Source organism: Candidatus Poriferisocius sp., from assembly GCF_965204145.1.
Classification (GTDB): Bacteria; Actinomycetota; Acidimicrobiia; order Acidimicrobiales; family Bin134; genus Poriferisocius.
This window is the reverse complement of sequence record NZ_OZ241977.1, coordinates 578,281-592,262: the sequence shown is the minus strand read 5'-3', so window position 1 is coordinate 592,262 and position 13,982 is coordinate 578,281. Positions and strand designations below refer to the sequence as shown.

The following is a 13,982-nucleotide window of genomic DNA, read 5'->3' as shown; positions in this document are numbered from 1 at the left end:
CTGCCGCGGACCCTCAGACCACGCCCGATACACAAAATTCCTGACAGACCCGTCAAGCTCAGCCGGCGGCGGCTTGGAGGATTTCGTCGGGGATGTCGAAGTTGGCGTAGACGTCTTGGACGTCGTCGTGGTCGTCGAGGGCGTCGATGAGGCGGAGTACGGCTCGGGCCGATTCGGCGCTGTCGACGCCCACCACTGAGGTGGGGAGCATGGTGGAGTTTGCCGACATGAAGGCGATGCCGGTATCTGACAGGGCGTCGCGCATCGTCGAGAGGTCGGAGGGAGCGCAGGTGAGCCGCCAGGTGTCGCCCTCGTCGGCCAAGTCCTCACCCCCGGAGTCGAGGGCGGCCATCATCAGCTCGTCCTCGTCCACCGTGCGATCCAGGATCACCACCCCTTTGCGCTCGAACTGCCAGGCCACCGCGCCGGGCTCGGCCAGCGATCCCCCGTTGCGGGTGAACAGCGCCCGAACCTCCGAACTGGTCCGGTTGCGGTTGTCGGTCAGCGTCTCCACATACAGGGCCACGCCGCCCGGGGCGTACCCCTCGTAGAACACCGACTCGTAGGCCACCCCCTCGAGCTCTCCGGTCCCCCGCTTGATGGCCCGCTCGATGGTGTCGAGGGGCACCGAGTTGTCCCTGGCCTTCTGGTACATGGTGCGGAGGGTGGGGTTGGCGTCGAGGTCGCCGCCGCCCTCTCGGGCCGCCACCTCCACCTGGCGGATCAGCTTGGCGAACAGCTTGCCCCGGCGCTTGTCGGCTGCCCCCTTGCGGTGCTTGATGGTGGCCCATTTGGAGTGTCCTGACATGGATGCCCTCCTCTATTCCTGTTCTGTGAACCAGCGGTGGCCGGTGGACCAATCCTGTTCCACAAACCAGCGGTGGACGCGATCGTCTTCGGCCAACTCAGGGTGGAACGACGACACCACCGCCGAACCCTGTCGGCACAGCACCGGCACCCCGTCCAGTTCGGCCAACACCTCCACCTCCAGGCCAGCCGACTCGATCACCGGGGCCCGGATGAACACACCGGGAAAGGCCGATTCCCATCCCTCGACCTCGATCGGCGCGCTGAACGACTCGGATTGGCGGCCATAGCCGTTGCGCCTCACCGCCACGTCCACAGCCCCGAAGCAGTGCTGGCCGGGATAGCCGTCCACCACCTCGGCGGCCAGAAGGATCAGCCCGGCGCAGGTCCCGAGGACCGGCAGGCCGCCGGCCAGGCGATCGGCCAGCGGATCGGCCAAGCCGTTGGCGTCGAGCAGCTTGGAGATGGCGGTGGACTCCCCGCCGGGAACGACGAGGCGGTCGACTTCGGCCAAGTCATCGGGGGTGCGGACTTGGACCGCGGCCACTCCGAGCCGGTTCAGGACCCGCTCATGCAGACCGAAAGCGCCCTGGAGGGCCAAGACCCCGACCTTCACCCGGGGGCTCCGAGTCTCGGGGTGATGCCTCGATCTGCTGCACGCTCAGCCGCCGCTACCAGCCGCGGTCGGCCAGGCGGGTCTCGAGGCCGTCGATCTCCAGGCCGGGCATGGGCTCGCCCAAGCCGCGGCTGACCTTGGCCAGGATGTGGGGATCGCGATAGTTGGTGGCCGCCTCCACAATGGCCTTGGCCCGGGGCGCCGGGTCGGCGGACTTGAAGATGCCCGAGCCCACGAACACGGCTTCTGCACCTAGTTGCATAACCAGCCCGGCATCGGCGGGCGTCGAGATGCCCCCGGCGCAGAACAAAGGAACGGGCAGCCAGCCGATCTCGGCCACCTCGCGCACCAGCGGCAGCGGGGCCCGGAGTTGCTTGGCCCAGTCGTACAGCTCGGCCGAATCGGCCTGGGTGATCTTGCGGATGTCGCCGATGATCGACCGGAGATGGCGGACGGCCTCCACGATGTTGCCGGTGCCGGCCTCGCCTTTGGACCGGATCATGCAGGCGCCCTCGGAGATGCGCCGCAGCGCCTCTCCCAGGTTGACAGCCCCGCACACGAACGGCACGGTGAACGCCCACTTGTCGATGTGGTGGGCCTCATCGGCCGGCGTCAGCACCTCGCTCTCGTCGATGTAGTCCACATCGAGGGCTTCCAGGATCTGGGCCTCCACGAAGTGGCCGATCCGGGTCTTGGCCATGACCGGGATGGTCACCGCCTCCTGGATGCCGGTGATCATCTCGGGATCGCTCATGCGGGCCACCCCGCCGTCGCGGCGGATGTCGGCCGGAACCCGCTCCAAGGCCATGACCGCCACTGCCCCGGCGTCCTCGGCCACCTTGGCCTGATCGGGGGTGACCACGTCCATGATGACCCCGCCCTTGAGCATCTCGGCCAGCCCCCGCTTGACCAGAGGGGTCCCCGTCTCGCGGCCCGTCATCGACTCAGCAGCCATGAGTGCAGTCTATGGCTTTGCGCACCGCAAACACGATGTCGGTTTTCGGCTGCTAGCGATTCTTGAGCAGGTTCTCGGCGAAGTCCGGCACCATCACCAACACATCTCCCCCCGGCAGGGCGATGAACGTCTGGCCAGGGGTGAGCCGCACCGGGTTGCCGTTGCCGTCGGTCACCTGCCACGGCTGGTTGGCCGACGAACGGCTCCAGCGACCTCGGATCATGTGGCCGCCGGTGAACACCAGGGCAACCCCGCCTTCCGGATCGACAGTGATGGCCTCGGGACAGTACGAGCAGACGGTGCTGTTCTCGTACTCGGTTTGGAGCACAATCACGTTGGCCGAGGTCACCTGAACAGGAGCGATATCGGGGTTGGGCGTGCCATTGGAGTGGCGGGCCATGTCGACATGGGGGGTTCCGTCTTGCCAGCGGGCCCAACCGGCCGCTTCGGCATCCCAGACGAAGTGGGCGATGGTGCCGCCGAGGTAGCGGACCTCCACACCAGGCACCGCCTCAGCCCCCGGTGGAAGAGCCTCCCCTTCCCGGCGGTACTGGAACAGGGGTTCGGGTGCGGTCAGTTGGCTGGGAGCATTGTCCCAGATGGCCGAGGTGGCGGTGTACAGGTTCCAGGGCGGCACTCGGTCGGCAATCCGCCAGTAGTCGGTAGGCAGGTGGTCCCAGCGCAGCTCGTAGAGCTTGCCGGAGGCCTGGCCTTGCGAGATCTCCCTCAGCACGCCTGGATTGGCCCCCGAATGGCCGAATATCGGTTGGCCGAAGTTGGCCAAGATGTCTGCGTCGGAGCTTCGGGCCGACCGGACAGGACCCAAAGAGACGGCCCCTTGACTGTGGAAGACGGCCATAAGGCGAGTGATGGTCTCCACTCTGAACTCGATGAGCACGTCGGCTTGGTTGATGCCGGTCTGCGGACGCCCCACGCTGCTGGTGCCGATCTTCACCGCCAACGCGGGCCGGCCCATGATGGCCGGATCCTCCAGGGGCTCGCCGGTCAGCGGCTCGATGGGCCCCGGCATCGGGGTGGGCGTGGCCGGGGCGGGTTCGGGCCCGCTGGTTGCGCCGGGGTCGGGATCTGGGCCGGAGCCGTCGTCCGAACCGTCGCCGGAACCATCGTCCCCGGGGGCACCAGAACCCCCATTGGTCGGCGAACCCGCGCCGTCCGAAGAATCTGCCCCACCGCCGTCGACTGGGCCGTTCGTTCCCGCTGGGGTGGGCCCGGCTGGCTCCACCTCCCGACTGCTGCTGCTCTCCTCGGATCCTCCGCACGCTGCGGCCACGAGGACAAGGGCTAGAAGGGCCGCAACAATCCTCCCGCGCCAAAGGGCGCCGCGGGCTGGGGGAGCGCTTGCCGTCAAAGCTCGTTCAGCGCGGCAATCCGAGTTTCCAGCCGGGAATGGCGGATGGCATCGGTGATCCCCCAATCGGGCTCATCAATCCACATGTGAAGCGCTGCCACCGTTGGCGATGGTACCTGAGCGTTCTGGCGGGAAAGTGTCATCAACGCAGATAGCAAACCGGGGGGGTATCGGGTGAGCGCCACCGCCTCGAAGTCGGCATTCAGTCCCCGGCCGGCGGGCAACACCCGATCCATCACCCGGCGACGCAGCCAGCCGACCGTCGCCAACGGCCAGGCCAGGAGCACCCCGGCCAGCGTTTCGAAGGCGGCATCGCCCCGACGAATCCGGCACAGGTGATGGGCCAGCAGCCCCTCGAGCTCGATGCGCTCGAGCTGCTCCACCGCGCCGGTGGTGATGACGATGGCCGCGTGGGCCGGCGTGCGGGCCGCAGCCAAAGAGTTGACGGATTGGGAGTGGATGACCTGGAGCTCGGGAGTGCGGATGCCGTGGCTGACGCACAGGCCCTCTAGGACATTCTCAAGCACCGCCTCAACCGTGCCGTCCGGACTGGTGCTGCCGGTCAGGCGCAACAGCAGGCGCCAGGCCATCAAGTGCAACCCGACCGCGGCGATCAAACCGGCGATCAAACCGGCGACCGCGGCCACGAGCCAGGACAGCCCGAGCACCATGAGCACCAACAAGACCACCGCGCCGAGGACGATGCCCAGGGTGCCGAGGACGACGGCGGATCGGCGCTGGCCGGTGTTCATCCACCCTCCTCGTGCGCCGCCAAGCGGCGTTGGGGAGCGCGGACTGGGCGGCGGGCGGCCAGGTCGGCATAGATCTCGGCATATCGCTCGGCCAGGGTGTCCATCGAGAACTGCTGCGCTCGTTCCAGCCCCGATGCCACCAGGGAGTCCGCAGTGTCTTTGTCGAACAGCACCCGCTTCAGGGCTGCGGCCAGGGCCGCGGGGTCGCCGGGCTCGGACAGCAGGGCATCTAGTCCGGGCCGGGCCACAATGGCGTAGGCGTCCAGGTCGGAGGCCACGATCGGTGTCCGGGCCGCCATCGCCTCGAGCAGCACCACTCCGAATGACTCGCCGAACAGGGATGGGGCGCAGAACACATCGGCTCCCCGCAGGCGGGCCTGCTTCTCCGCGTCGGAGATCCGGCCCAACCACTCCACTCTGGGGTCGTTGTCGGTGCGGGCCCTCAATCCTTCGGTCTCGGGACCGTCGCCTCCCACCCAAAGCCGCACCTCGTCGGGCAGGTACTGGAGGGCGTCGACGAGGACGTCCAAGCCTTTGCGGGGCTCGTGGCGACCCACGAAGAAGATGGTGGGATAGGACGTCGCAATGGGCTCGGCCGAGGGGGCGTTTAACTCCACCCCGTTGAACACCAGCTCGTACTGGCCGCCAAGCTGCCCCTGGGCCAGACGGCGGGCGTCCTCCGACACCGCGCAGCGATAATCGAGACGGTTGGCCACTGCCTGAACGATCGGGCGCAGATACTGGTAGGCGGTGCTGTGACCGGCCCGGTGGAAGGTGCCGAGCAGCGGCGCCGACTTCATCACCGCCGCCGTGTTGGTGGGACCGGGGGCAAGGGGCTCGTGGATGTGGATCACGTCGAATCGCTCGTCCCGCAAGACCCGGATCGTGCGGAGCTGGGCCGGGGGGTCGGGGGCCAAAGGGGCGATAGAGCCGTTGGCCGCCGTGGGCAGGCTGTTGCCCAGGGGCGTGACCGACTCGTCGGGCGGAGGACCGTCGCACGGGGCCAGCACCCGGGCTTCCACCCCCATGCGTCGCAGTGAGCGGGCCAGCCCCATCACCTGGCCCTGGACGCCGCCGGGGATGGTGAGGCTGTAGGGGCAGACCAACCCGACCCTCATCCGAGCACTCTCTCTTGGCCTGACTGCTTCGACTTGGACCTGCGGTGGGAGTCGTCATCTCCAACCCGGTCAACGCCCCTCCGTTGCTGGCGGAATCTGCGGAGCGCTTCGGTGTCGCTGGCCCAGTTGGGCTGCATGAGGTGCCACTGCTCAGGAGCGGCGCGAATCAACTGCTCCAAGGCCAAGGCCAGATCTTGGGTGACTCGGGTCACGTCGGCCCGCAAGCGGCCCTGGCGCTCGGCTGGAATCGGTGGCAGCACGACGCCCCGATGGTTGTTGGGTCCGTCTTGGTAAACCGCGGTCGGCAGAATCGCCGCGCCGGTCCGCAGAGCAAGGGTGGCCGGACCGCCCGGAAGCAGCGTGCGCTCCCCGAAGAACTCCACTTCGATTCCCCCACGGCCGACCTGGCGATCAGCCAACAAGCACACCACCTGTCCGGCTCGCAACGACCTGATGAGCACCGAGACCACATCGGGGCCCAGCGCCACGATGTCGATGCCCATGCGGCGCCGCTCTTCCACCATCCAGTCGAACAGCCGAGCCGGCTTGAGCGGCTCGACCACCGAGATCACCGGGTAGCCGGGGATGCGGGCCATCCACGTCCCCGCCCACTCCCAGCCCCCCAGGTGGGGAAGGGCCAAGATCGGTGCGGTGCCGGAGTCGATGGCCTCTTGAATGTAGTTGAACCCCTGGTGGCTGAATCCGGCTTCGACCTTGGCGTCGTCCAGGTCGCCGATCCGGGCGCCGTCGTACCAATACCGGGCGTACGACTCGAAGGACGCTCGCACGGCCTGGGCCAGCGCCTCGCCCTGAAGTTCGGGGCCGCACACCCTCTGGAGACGGCGCTCGGTGATGAAGCGTCGCTCCGGCAGCAGCCGGTAGGCCGTGCGGCTGATGGCCCGGGTGAGAGCCGCTCCCACTGGTTGCGGCAGGCGGCGGGCCAGAGCGGCCCCGCTGCGGTAGAGAACCACGTCGGCCGAGAGCCGGCGGGTTCGAGCGATTGGCGGCAACGGAGCAGCCGTCTGGGCGGTGTCGGTCATATCGAGTGCAGGGAGTCGGCCTGACGCCAGACCTTGGCGAACCGATACAAGGCGGTCGCTGCGGTGAGCACCAGCATGGCCCACAGCACCGGGATCAACACAAAGCTGAAGGCCAGTCCGGCGCCGAGCACCACAAACCGCTCGGCCCGCTCCATGAGGCCGCCCTTGGCGTCGAGTCCCAGCGACTCGGCTTTGGCCCGCTGGTAGGAGACCAGCGAAGCCGCGGCCATGAGCGCCATTGGCAGCATGAAGATCCGACCGGGCTCGGTGGAGCCCAGGTACCAGGCCACTCCGCCGAACAGCAGAGCGTCGCACAGCCGATCGCTGACCGAGTCGAAGAAGGCACCCCGCACCGAGCTGGTGCCCGCCGCTTTGGCGATGGGCCCGTCGAGGGCGTCGGGAATCCCGGTCAAAATCAAAAAGACCAAGCCGAGGATCAGCTCGCCCCGGCCGATGACCACCGCGGCCACGGTGGCCATGGCGATGCCGAAAATGGTGACCGCATCAGCGCTGATGCCCATCCGGCACAGGACGGCACCGATGGGATCAAGCCCTCGATTGACCGCCGAGCGCCAATTCCCGTCGAACATGAGGCTCTTATTCTACTTCTCAGTCGATTCCCAGGTCAGCCCAGTCTTCGGGATTGGGCTGGACAAGCTGGTCGATCACCTGGCCGGTGATGCCGTCCACAAACACCAATCCCCGCTGGTCGGGCTGGGGCTCGTTGGAGTAGAGGAGGATGCGCCAGGTGGGGCGGCTGAACCAGCCCCGCCACCCCATCTGGGCCGATGCGTGGCCCACGGGAAAGCCCACCGCGCCGATGGCGATCACCAACGCATCCGACTCGTCGATCTTCAGTTCTTTTCCGCAGATGAACCCGTAAACGGCGAAGACTGCCAGGGCGACGGCGACGCCTAGGAATCCTCCGTTGACCAGGGGGCTGTCGGAGGCCACCGCCCACACCACCGTGCAGACCACCGCGGCCGACAGGTAGATGATGGCCGGAATCCGACGGCGGCTGTTGTTGGGAAACAGGTAGGGGCCGACGTATTCGCTGACGTTCAGCTCCTGGGGAAGCTCATCGGTTATCTCCGCGTCAGACGCCGCTTCGCCATCAGAGGTGCTCAATTCTGAGTCGGACACGGTTTGAGGCTACTGGGGTTCCCAGGCGTTTCTCAGCTTGGACCACGACTCGGCCAGGGGTTCGGGCAGCACTCGGGCTTCGGCCACCGTGGTCATGAAGTTGGTGTCGCCCCGCCAGCGGGGCAGGCAGTGAACGTGCAGGTGGTCGGGAATGCCGGCACCACCGGCCGCTCCCAAGTTGAGCCCCACGTTCACTCCTTCGGGGTTGTAGGCCCTTCGGATCGCGGCCACCGCGGCCCGGACCGCGGCCCACAGCTCCTCGCTCTCGGCATCGGTGAGGTCGGCCAGATCGGCCACCGCACGATTGGGGGCCACCATCAGGTGGCCGCTGCCGTAGGGGTAGGCGTTGAGCACCGCAAAGCAGGTCGCACCCCGCCACAAGATGCCGGTCTCCTCGTCGGGCACCGGAGACGCCAGGATGCGCTCGAAGAGCGTGCCCTCCCCCTCCTCGGAGGCGGTGGCGTGGATTTCCGACACATAGCGGCTGCGCCACGGGGCCCACAGGCGCTCGAGCATCAGCGGTGAGCTTCCACGTCGTCAGCCAGCCGGGCCGCGAAGCTGTCCAACGGCACGCCCCGCTCGTCGCCGTCTGAGCCCCGGGCGTTGACCCCCACGGTGCCGTGGGCCACGTCGTCGTCGCCCACGACCAGAACATAGGGCAGCTTCTGGAGCTTGGCCGCCCGAATTCGCCGCCCCAGAGGCTCTTGAGCGCCCGACACCTCCACTCTGAAACCGTCTCGGCTCAGCCGGGTCTCCACCTCGGCGGCGTAGTCGCCATGGGAGGCGGCCACCGGCAATATGGCGGCATGGACGGGGGCAAGCCAGGCGGGAAACGCGCCCCCGAAGTGCTCGATGAGAACCCCGAAGAAGCGTTCGATCGATCCCATCAGGGCTCGGTGGATCATCACCGGGCGGTGGCGGGCGCCGTCAGAGCCCACGTACTCCAGGTCGAACCGCTCGGGCAGTTGGAAGTCGACCTGAATGGTGGAGAGCTGCCAACTCCGACCGATGGCGTCGCGCACGTCGATGTCGATCTTGGGCCCGTAGAAGGCACCGCCACCCTCGTCCAACTCGTACTCCAGCTCGGCGGCCTCCAGCGCATAGCGGAGGGCATCGGTGGCCAGATCCCATTCGGCGTCGTCCCCTATCGACTTCTCCGGCGGCCGGGTGGCCAGTCGAGCCTCGAATGAGCCGAAACCAAACGCCCGCAGCACCGACAGCACAAACGCCACCAATGAGGCGATCTCAGCCGGGGCCTGCTCCCGGGTGGCGAAGATGTGGCTGTCGTCCTGGGTGAATCCTCGGATGCGCATCAGACCATGGACCGCCCCGGACAACTCGTAGCGGTACACCGTGCCCAGCTCGAACATGCGGATGGGCAGGTCGCGATAAGAACGCTGGCTGCTCCTGTAGATCAGCGCGTGGAAGGGGCAGTTCATCGGCTTGAGGTGGTAGGAGGCGCCGTCCATCTCCAGAGCCGGGTACATGCTCTCCCGATAGAAGTCCAGATGCCCGCTGGTCTCCCACAGCTCGGAGCGAGCGACGTGGGGGGTTACAACGAACTGGTAGCCGCCCTCTTCGTGGCGGTCGCGGCTGTAGTCCTCGATGATGCGGCGCACCGCCGCCCCTTTCGGGTGCCACACCGCCAGCCCCGGTCCCAACTCGGTGGGCCACGACAAAAGGTCGAGCTCGCGGGCCAGTCGGCGGTGGTCCCGCTTTTCCGCCTCAGCCAGCCGGTGCAGGTGGGCGGCCAGGTCTTTTCTCGACGCCCAGGCCGTGCCGTAAACGCGCTGCAAGGAGGGGCGACCGGCGTCGCGGCGCCAATAGGCCCCGGCCACGCTCATCAGCTTGAAGTGCCCCAGGCGGCCGGTGGACGGGACGTGGGGGCCGCGGCACAAGTCGATGAAAGAATCGGAGTTGCGGTAGTAGCTGATCTGGCCGTCGCCGGCCACCTCGTCGGCCAGCTCATCGGCCGACTGCCCGCTGGCCGACTTCCCACCGGCATCGGCATCGGGGGCCAAGGCCACCGTTTCGATGATCTCCCGCTTGTAGGGGTGGTCGGCAAACAGCTCAAGCCCCTCGGCCGCCGACACCTCATGGCGCTCGAAGGGCTGGTCGGCCTCAATGATCTCCCGCATCCGGCTCTCGATGGCCTCTAGGTCGTCATCGCTGATGGTGGCCCCGTCGGGCAGGTCGAAGTCGTAGTAGAAGCCGTCTTCTATGGGCGGACCCACCGCGTAGGTCGCCCCGGGGTACATCTCCAGCACGGCCTGGGCCAGCACATGGGCCGTGGAGTGGCGCAGCGTCTCCAAGCCCGTGTCGCTGTCGGCGGTGATGATCGAAACCTGCTGGCCGTCGGCTAGCGGACTGTTCAAGTCCACCTCGACGTCATCGACGGTGGCGATCAGTGCCGCCTTGGCCAGGCCGGGGCCGATGTCGGCAGCCAAGTCGCCCGCGGTGGCGCCCGAGGAAATGGTGCGCGTGCTGCCGTCGGGGAGAATGACGCTGATGTCAGCCATGGCTCTTCAAATTAACCCTTCGGCCTGCCTGTGCTTGTCCAATTATTGCCAACCAGGCGCCCCTAGAGCCGGACTCCCAGCAGGGCGGCTGCGGAGGCGATTCCGCCGGTTGACGCGGCATCGTCGATAGCCGCTACCGCTGAGGGGGTGTCGAGATCGTCGTCTAGGCAGTCCCGTACGTGATCGAGGACCGACGAGGCTCCACCGGGCGCGGCTTGCCAGGCCTCGAGGCGCACAGCGGCGGTGGGCATGATCGAATCGTCCCACTCCCAGGAATCCCGGTAGTGGTGGGCCACTATGGCCAAGCGGATGGCGCGGGGGTCGTACTCCTTCAACAGGTCGGACACGAACACCAGGTTGCCCAGCGACTTGGACATCTTCTCGCCATCCATCCGCACCATGGCCTGGTGCATCCAGTGGCGCACGAACTGCTTGCCGGTGACCACCTCCGACTGGGCGGCCTCGCACTCGTGATGGGGGTAGACCAGATCGGATCCGCCTCCGTGTAAGTCCACGGTGTCGCCCAGCTCCCGCATGGCCAGCGCCGAGCACTCGATATGCCAGCCGGGACGGCCCGGGCCCCACTTGGAGTCCCAGGCAGGCTCGTCGGGGGCGGACTTCTGCCACAGCACGAAATCCAAGGGATCCCGCTTGTTGGGGTCATCGGGATTGCCCCCGTGCTCGGCAGCCAGGGCCAGCATGGCATCCCGGTCCAGGTGGCTGACCTGGCCGAAGCGGTCGAAGGTGGAGATGTCGAAGTACACCGACCCCCCCGACTGATAGGCGTGGCCCTGGTCCAGCACCAGGCCGATCATCTTGCGGATGTCGGCGATGGCCGAGGTGGCCCGGGGCTCCGACCAGCACGCCAGCATGTCGAGGGCTTCCATGTCGGAGTCGAATCGGGCGGTCTCGGCCGCGGCCAGATCCAGATAGTGGACGCCGATCTGCCGGGCCTTGCGGAGGATGTCGTCGTCCACATCGGTGATGTTGCGCACGCAGCGGGTTTCGTGGCCCCGGTCGCGCAGCCGCCGCTGGAGCACGTCGTAGGCCACATAGGTGGCGGCGTGGCCCAAATGGGTGGCGTCGTAGGGGGTGATGCCACAGGTGTACATGGCCACCACTGGCCCCGGCTCGAACGGCACCACCGCCTGTCGGGCGGTGTCGTAGAGGCGCATCGGACCCGACGGGGATGCGGCCGGAGAAGAGGAGCCAGGCATGGCCGAGGGCCTCAGCCGTCTTCGAGGCCCAAGCCGGTGAAGCGGACCGCGACCCTGGTCTTGTAGCGGACGTTGAGTTGCAGCAGCACCGCGGTGAAGGCCTCTACGGGGCTCGCGCCCGACAGCGGACCGGCGTCGAGGGCTCGGACACCGGGGAGCTTGTTCATGATCTCCATGGTGGTCGCGGTGGCCTCGGAGTGGTCGGAGCACACCAGCACATCGCAGTCCACCGGCTGGTTCAGATCGCCCAGATCGTGGGCCGGCACATGGTGGAGGGCGCCCGAGACCAGTGCCTGGGGTACTGCGGCCTGTACCGCCGCCGCGATCGAGCCTCGAGATGGCACCAGCGGCTGGAACTCCCGGCCCATCTTGGCCAGGGCGTTGGCCATGCTGATGACCACTTTGCCGGCCAGCTCGTCGGCCACCGTGGCCGCGGTGGCCGCGGCGGCGTCCCACGGGGTGGCCACCACCACCACTTCACAAGAGGCGGCACCGGGATTGGCCGCACCGCTCAGGGGGAGCTGGTGGTCGGGCCATTCGCCCTTCAAGCGGTCGCAGATCTCGGCGGCCCGCTCGGCTGAGCGCGACCCCATCACGGTGTCGAATCCCACCGACGCCAACCGGACAGCGAGGGCGCTGCCCGCCGGGCCTGTGCCTCCCAGAATCCCAATCCGCATCGGCCTAACGGTATAGGAGGCGAACTCCCGAACCCACATGGGATCATGACAGCCGCGCCAAGGCGAGTAGCCTCCAACGATCATGGGACTCCTCGACGGGAAACGGATTCTGGTCACCGGCGTACTGACCGATGCCTCGCTGGCCTTTGGCATCGCCTCGCTGGCCGCCGCTGAGGGCGCAGAGCTGGTGCTGACCGGCGCAGGGCGAGGACTCAGCCTCACCGAGCGAACCGCCCGCAAGCTGCCGGGCGCCCCACCGGTGCTGGCTTTCGATGTGACCGATCCCGACCATCCCGCCGCTCTGCGGGACGAGCTGGCCGACCGGTGGGGATCGATGGACGGCGCCGTGCACGCCATCGGGTTCGCCCCCGAAGTGTGCCTGGGCGACGACTTCATGGCCGCCGGATGGGACGACGTGAAGGTGGCTCTGGAGATCTCGGCCTATTCGCTCAAGACCTTGGCCGAGGTGGTGGTGCCGCTCATGGAGGACGGCGGTTCGATCGTGGGGCTGGACTTCGACGCCACCGTGGCCTGGCCCTTCTACAACTGGATGGGGGTGGCCAAAGCGGCCTTCGAGTCCACCGCCCGCTACTTGGCCCGCTCGCTCGGCGACCAGGGTATCCGGGTGAATCTGGTGGCCGCCGGGCCGGTGCGCACCATGGCGGCACGCTCCATTCCCGGCTTCGAGGTGTTCGAGGACTCCTGGGCCGCCCAGGCCCCGCTGGGGTGGGACGTCAAGGACAGCTCAGCAGTGGCCAAGGCCGCCGTCGCGCTCTTGTCGGACTGGTTCCCGCTGACCACTGGCGAGATGATCCACGTGGACGGCGGCTATCACGCCATGGGCGCCTGAATCAGCCGCTATCAGTCGGCGAGGGGATGGACTATCTCATCGGCGAACTGGTTGATGGCGTCGCGGTAGGCGGTGGCGTTATCCAGCAAGCCGTCGCGCTGGTCGGTGCTGACGTCGATGAGGGTGGCCCAAGGGAGGGCGAACAGCCCGGTGACGCCCAGTTCCTCTTCGGCCCGGCGGTAGAGGTCCACTGAGGGGGGCTCGTAGAAGCCGGTGATGATCTCGAAGGGATCGTCGGCCCGGCCTTCTTCTTCCAGGAGGGCGCGCAGGCGGCCAAGAATGTCGGCCAGGGTGTCCCAGTCGTATGCGTTGCCGATCCACCCGTCGGCGTGGCGGGCGGCCCGGCGCAGCGCCGGCCCGGAATGGCCGCCGGTGTAGATGGGGATGGGCTGGTCGGGAGCAGGGCCCATCATCATCGGCGGGATGTCGTAGTACTCACCGTGGAACTCCACCCAGCCGGGCTTCCACAGCTCGCGCAGGGCCTCGATCATCTCGTTGGTGCGGGGACCTCGGTTGTCGAAGTCCTGGCCCATCTGCTCGAACTCCTCGCGCATCCAGCCCGCGGCCATGCCCAGGGCTACCCGGTTGCCGGAGATCACCGCGGCGGTGGACACCTGTTTGGCAACCGAGAGGATGGGGCGGTTGGGGGCGATGAAGATGTTGTTGGAGAAGTGCAGGCGCTCGGTGGCGCCGATCATGGCCCCGATAGTCACAAAGCTGTCAGGCCACGACGTCTCCGGATCCCAGATGGGCCGGCCGTCCTCATAAGGAGAGTACGGATACGGGCTCTTGAGGTCTTGGGGATAGAAGATGTGATCCGACAAGAGCATCCCGTGATAGCCGGCTTCATCCACCATTTGGGCAATGGGCACCAGCTCGGTGCTCTTCATGAACGCGGTCACGCACCAGAATTTCATGC

At 67.5% G+C, this 13,982-nt stretch carries 15 protein-coding genes; 1 reads left to right on the top strand and 14 read right to left on the bottom strand.

The annotated features are described in order from the left end of the window. Positions 1 to 58: 58 nt before the first annotated feature. The 13 genes from ACOGI7_RS02550 to npdG all read right to left on the bottom strand — a co-directional run bounded on the left by ACOGI7_RS02550 (position 59) and on the right by npdG (position 12,213). Positions 59 to 808: a YebC/PmpR family DNA-binding transcriptional regulator gene (locus ACOGI7_RS02550; protein ID WP_419850364.1), complete on the bottom strand. Its 750-nt coding sequence runs from the start codon at positions 806 to 808 to the stop codon at positions 59 to 61. A 12-nt stretch (positions 809 to 820) separates the two neighbouring features. Beyond that, positions 821 to 1,423: a pyridoxal 5'-phosphate synthase glutaminase subunit PdxT gene (gene pdxT / locus ACOGI7_RS02545; RefSeq protein WP_419850363.1), complete on the bottom strand. Its 603-nt coding sequence runs from the start codon at positions 1,421 to 1,423 to the stop codon at positions 821 to 823. 55 nt (positions 1,424 to 1,478) lie between these two features. Then, on the bottom strand, positions 1,479 to 2,378 hold the full coding sequence (gene pdxS, locus ACOGI7_RS02540; RefSeq protein ID WP_419850362.1) for a pyridoxal 5'-phosphate synthase lyase subunit PdxS: 900 nt from the start codon (positions 2,376 to 2,378) through the stop codon (positions 1,479 to 1,481). Positions 2,379 to 2,430: 52 nt separating this feature from the next. Then, on the bottom strand, positions 2,431 to 3,669 hold the full coding sequence (locus tag ACOGI7_RS02535; RefSeq protein WP_419850361.1) for a DUF3048 domain-containing protein: 1,239 nt from the start codon (positions 3,667 to 3,669) through the stop codon (positions 2,431 to 2,433). A 74-nt stretch (positions 3,670 to 3,743) separates the two neighbouring features. Then, positions 3,744 to 4,499, bottom strand: a complete 756-nt coding sequence (locus tag ACOGI7_RS02530) for a hypothetical protein (protein ID WP_419850360.1) — start codon at positions 4,497 to 4,499, stop codon at positions 3,744 to 3,746. Beyond that, complete coding sequence (locus ACOGI7_RS02525) at positions 4,496 to 5,617, bottom strand: glycosyltransferase family 4 protein (protein WP_419850359.1); 1,122 nt, start codon at positions 5,615 to 5,617, stop codon at positions 4,496 to 4,498. Before ACOGI7_RS02525 ends, ACOGI7_RS02530 begins: the two co-directional genes overlap by 4 nt. Next, positions 5,614 to 6,657: a phosphatidylinositol mannoside acyltransferase gene (locus ACOGI7_RS02520; protein ID WP_419850358.1), complete on the bottom strand. Its 1,044-nt coding sequence runs from the start codon at positions 6,655 to 6,657 to the stop codon at positions 5,614 to 5,616. Before ACOGI7_RS02520 ends, ACOGI7_RS02525 begins: the two co-directional genes overlap by 4 nt. Next, the gene (locus ACOGI7_RS02515; protein ID WP_419850357.1) at positions 6,654 to 7,247 is read right to left on the bottom strand and encodes a CDP-alcohol phosphatidyltransferase family protein; all 594 of its coding nucleotides are present in this window, start codon (positions 7,245 to 7,247) and stop codon (positions 6,654 to 6,656) included. The genes ACOGI7_RS02520 and ACOGI7_RS02515 overlap by 4 nt, the downstream gene beginning before the upstream one ends. Before the next feature lie 19 nt (positions 7,248 to 7,266). Continuing rightward, on the bottom strand, positions 7,267 to 7,800 hold the full coding sequence (locus ACOGI7_RS02510; RefSeq protein ID WP_419850356.1) for a hypothetical protein: 534 nt from the start codon (positions 7,798 to 7,800) through the stop codon (positions 7,267 to 7,269). Between the two features lie 9 nt (positions 7,801 to 7,809). Further along, positions 7,810 to 8,316, bottom strand: coding sequence for an HIT family protein (locus tag ACOGI7_RS02505; RefSeq protein ID WP_419850355.1), 507 nt, complete (start codon positions 8,314 to 8,316; stop codon positions 7,810 to 7,812). Further along, positions 8,316 to 10,319 carry a threonine--tRNA ligase gene (thrS, locus tag ACOGI7_RS02500; protein ID WP_419850354.1) on the bottom strand — a complete coding sequence of 668 codons (2,004 nt, stop codon included), beginning with the start codon at positions 10,317 to 10,319 and terminating at the stop codon, positions 8,316 to 8,318. Before thrS ends, ACOGI7_RS02505 begins: the two co-directional genes overlap by 1 nt. A 62-nt stretch (positions 10,320 to 10,381) precedes the next feature. Next, positions 10,382 to 11,536, bottom strand: coding sequence for a cysteine--tRNA ligase (gene cysS / locus ACOGI7_RS02495; RefSeq protein WP_419850353.1), 1,155 nt, complete (start codon positions 11,534 to 11,536; stop codon positions 10,382 to 10,384). Positions 11,537 to 11,547: 11 nt separating this feature from the next. Then, positions 11,548 to 12,213, bottom strand: a complete 666-nt coding sequence (gene npdG, locus ACOGI7_RS02490; protein WP_419850352.1) for an NADPH-dependent F420 reductase — start codon at positions 12,211 to 12,213, stop codon at positions 11,548 to 11,550. Between the two features lie 82 nt (positions 12,214 to 12,295). Between npdG and fabI the strand changes: the two genes are divergently transcribed. Continuing rightward, a complete protein-coding gene (fabI, locus tag ACOGI7_RS02485; protein WP_419850351.1) occupies positions 12,296 to 13,063 on the top strand; it encodes an enoyl-ACP reductase FabI in 768 nt (255 codons plus the stop codon). 11 nt (positions 13,064 to 13,074) lie between these two features. Here fabI and ACOGI7_RS02480 read toward each other — a convergent pair whose 3' ends face one another. Further along, positions 13,075 to 13,980: a TIGR03619 family F420-dependent LLM class oxidoreductase gene (locus ACOGI7_RS02480; protein ID WP_419850350.1), complete on the bottom strand. Its 906-nt coding sequence runs from the start codon at positions 13,978 to 13,980 to the stop codon at positions 13,075 to 13,077. Positions 13,981 to 13,982: the final 2 nt, after the last annotated feature.

What these genes read in the sequence shown, in the direction of transcription:
- ACOGI7_RS02550 (WP_419850364.1), bottom strand. Translation starts at nt 808, where the DNA reads ATGTCAGGACACTCCAAATGGGCCACCATCAAGCACCGCAAGGGGGCA.
- pdxS (WP_419850362.1), bottom strand. Translation starts at nt 2,378, where the DNA reads ATGGCTGCTGAGTCGATGACGGGCCGCGAGACGGGGACCCCTCTGGTC.
- ACOGI7_RS02530 (WP_419850360.1), bottom strand. Translation starts at nt 4,499, where the DNA reads ATGAACACCGGCCAGCGCCGATCCGCCGTCGTCCTCGGCACCCTGGGC.
- ACOGI7_RS02525 (WP_419850359.1), bottom strand. Translation starts at nt 5,617, where the DNA reads ATGAGGGTCGGGTTGGTCTGCCCCTACAGCCTCACCATCCCCGGCGGC.
- ACOGI7_RS02520 (WP_419850358.1), bottom strand. Translation starts at nt 6,657, where the DNA reads ATGACCGACACCGCCCAGACGGCTGCTCCGTTGCCGCCAATCGCTCGA.
- ACOGI7_RS02515 (WP_419850357.1), bottom strand. Translation starts at nt 7,247, where the DNA reads ATGTTCGACGGGAATTGGCGCTCGGCGGTCAATCGAGGGCTTGATCCC.
- ACOGI7_RS02505 (WP_419850355.1), bottom strand. Translation starts at nt 8,316, where the DNA reads ATGCTCGAGCGCCTGTGGGCCCCGTGGCGCAGCCGCTATGTGTCGGAA.
- thrS (WP_419850354.1), bottom strand. Translation starts at nt 10,319, where the DNA reads ATGGCTGACATCAGCGTCATTCTCCCCGACGGCAGCACGCGCACCATT.
- cysS (WP_419850353.1), bottom strand. Translation starts at nt 11,536, where the DNA reads ATGCCTGGCTCCTCTTCTCCGGCCGCATCCCCGTCGGGTCCGATGCGC.
- npdG (WP_419850352.1), bottom strand. Translation starts at nt 12,213, where the DNA reads ATGCGGATTGGGATTCTGGGAGGCACAGGCCCGGCGGGCAGCGCCCTC.
- fabI (WP_419850351.1), top strand. Translation starts at nt 12,296, where the DNA reads ATGGGACTCCTCGACGGGAAACGGATTCTGGTCACCGGCGTACTGACC.
- ACOGI7_RS02480 (WP_419850350.1), bottom strand. Translation starts at nt 13,980, where the DNA reads ATGAAATTCTGGTGCGTGACCGCGTTCATGAAGAGCACCGAGCTGGTG.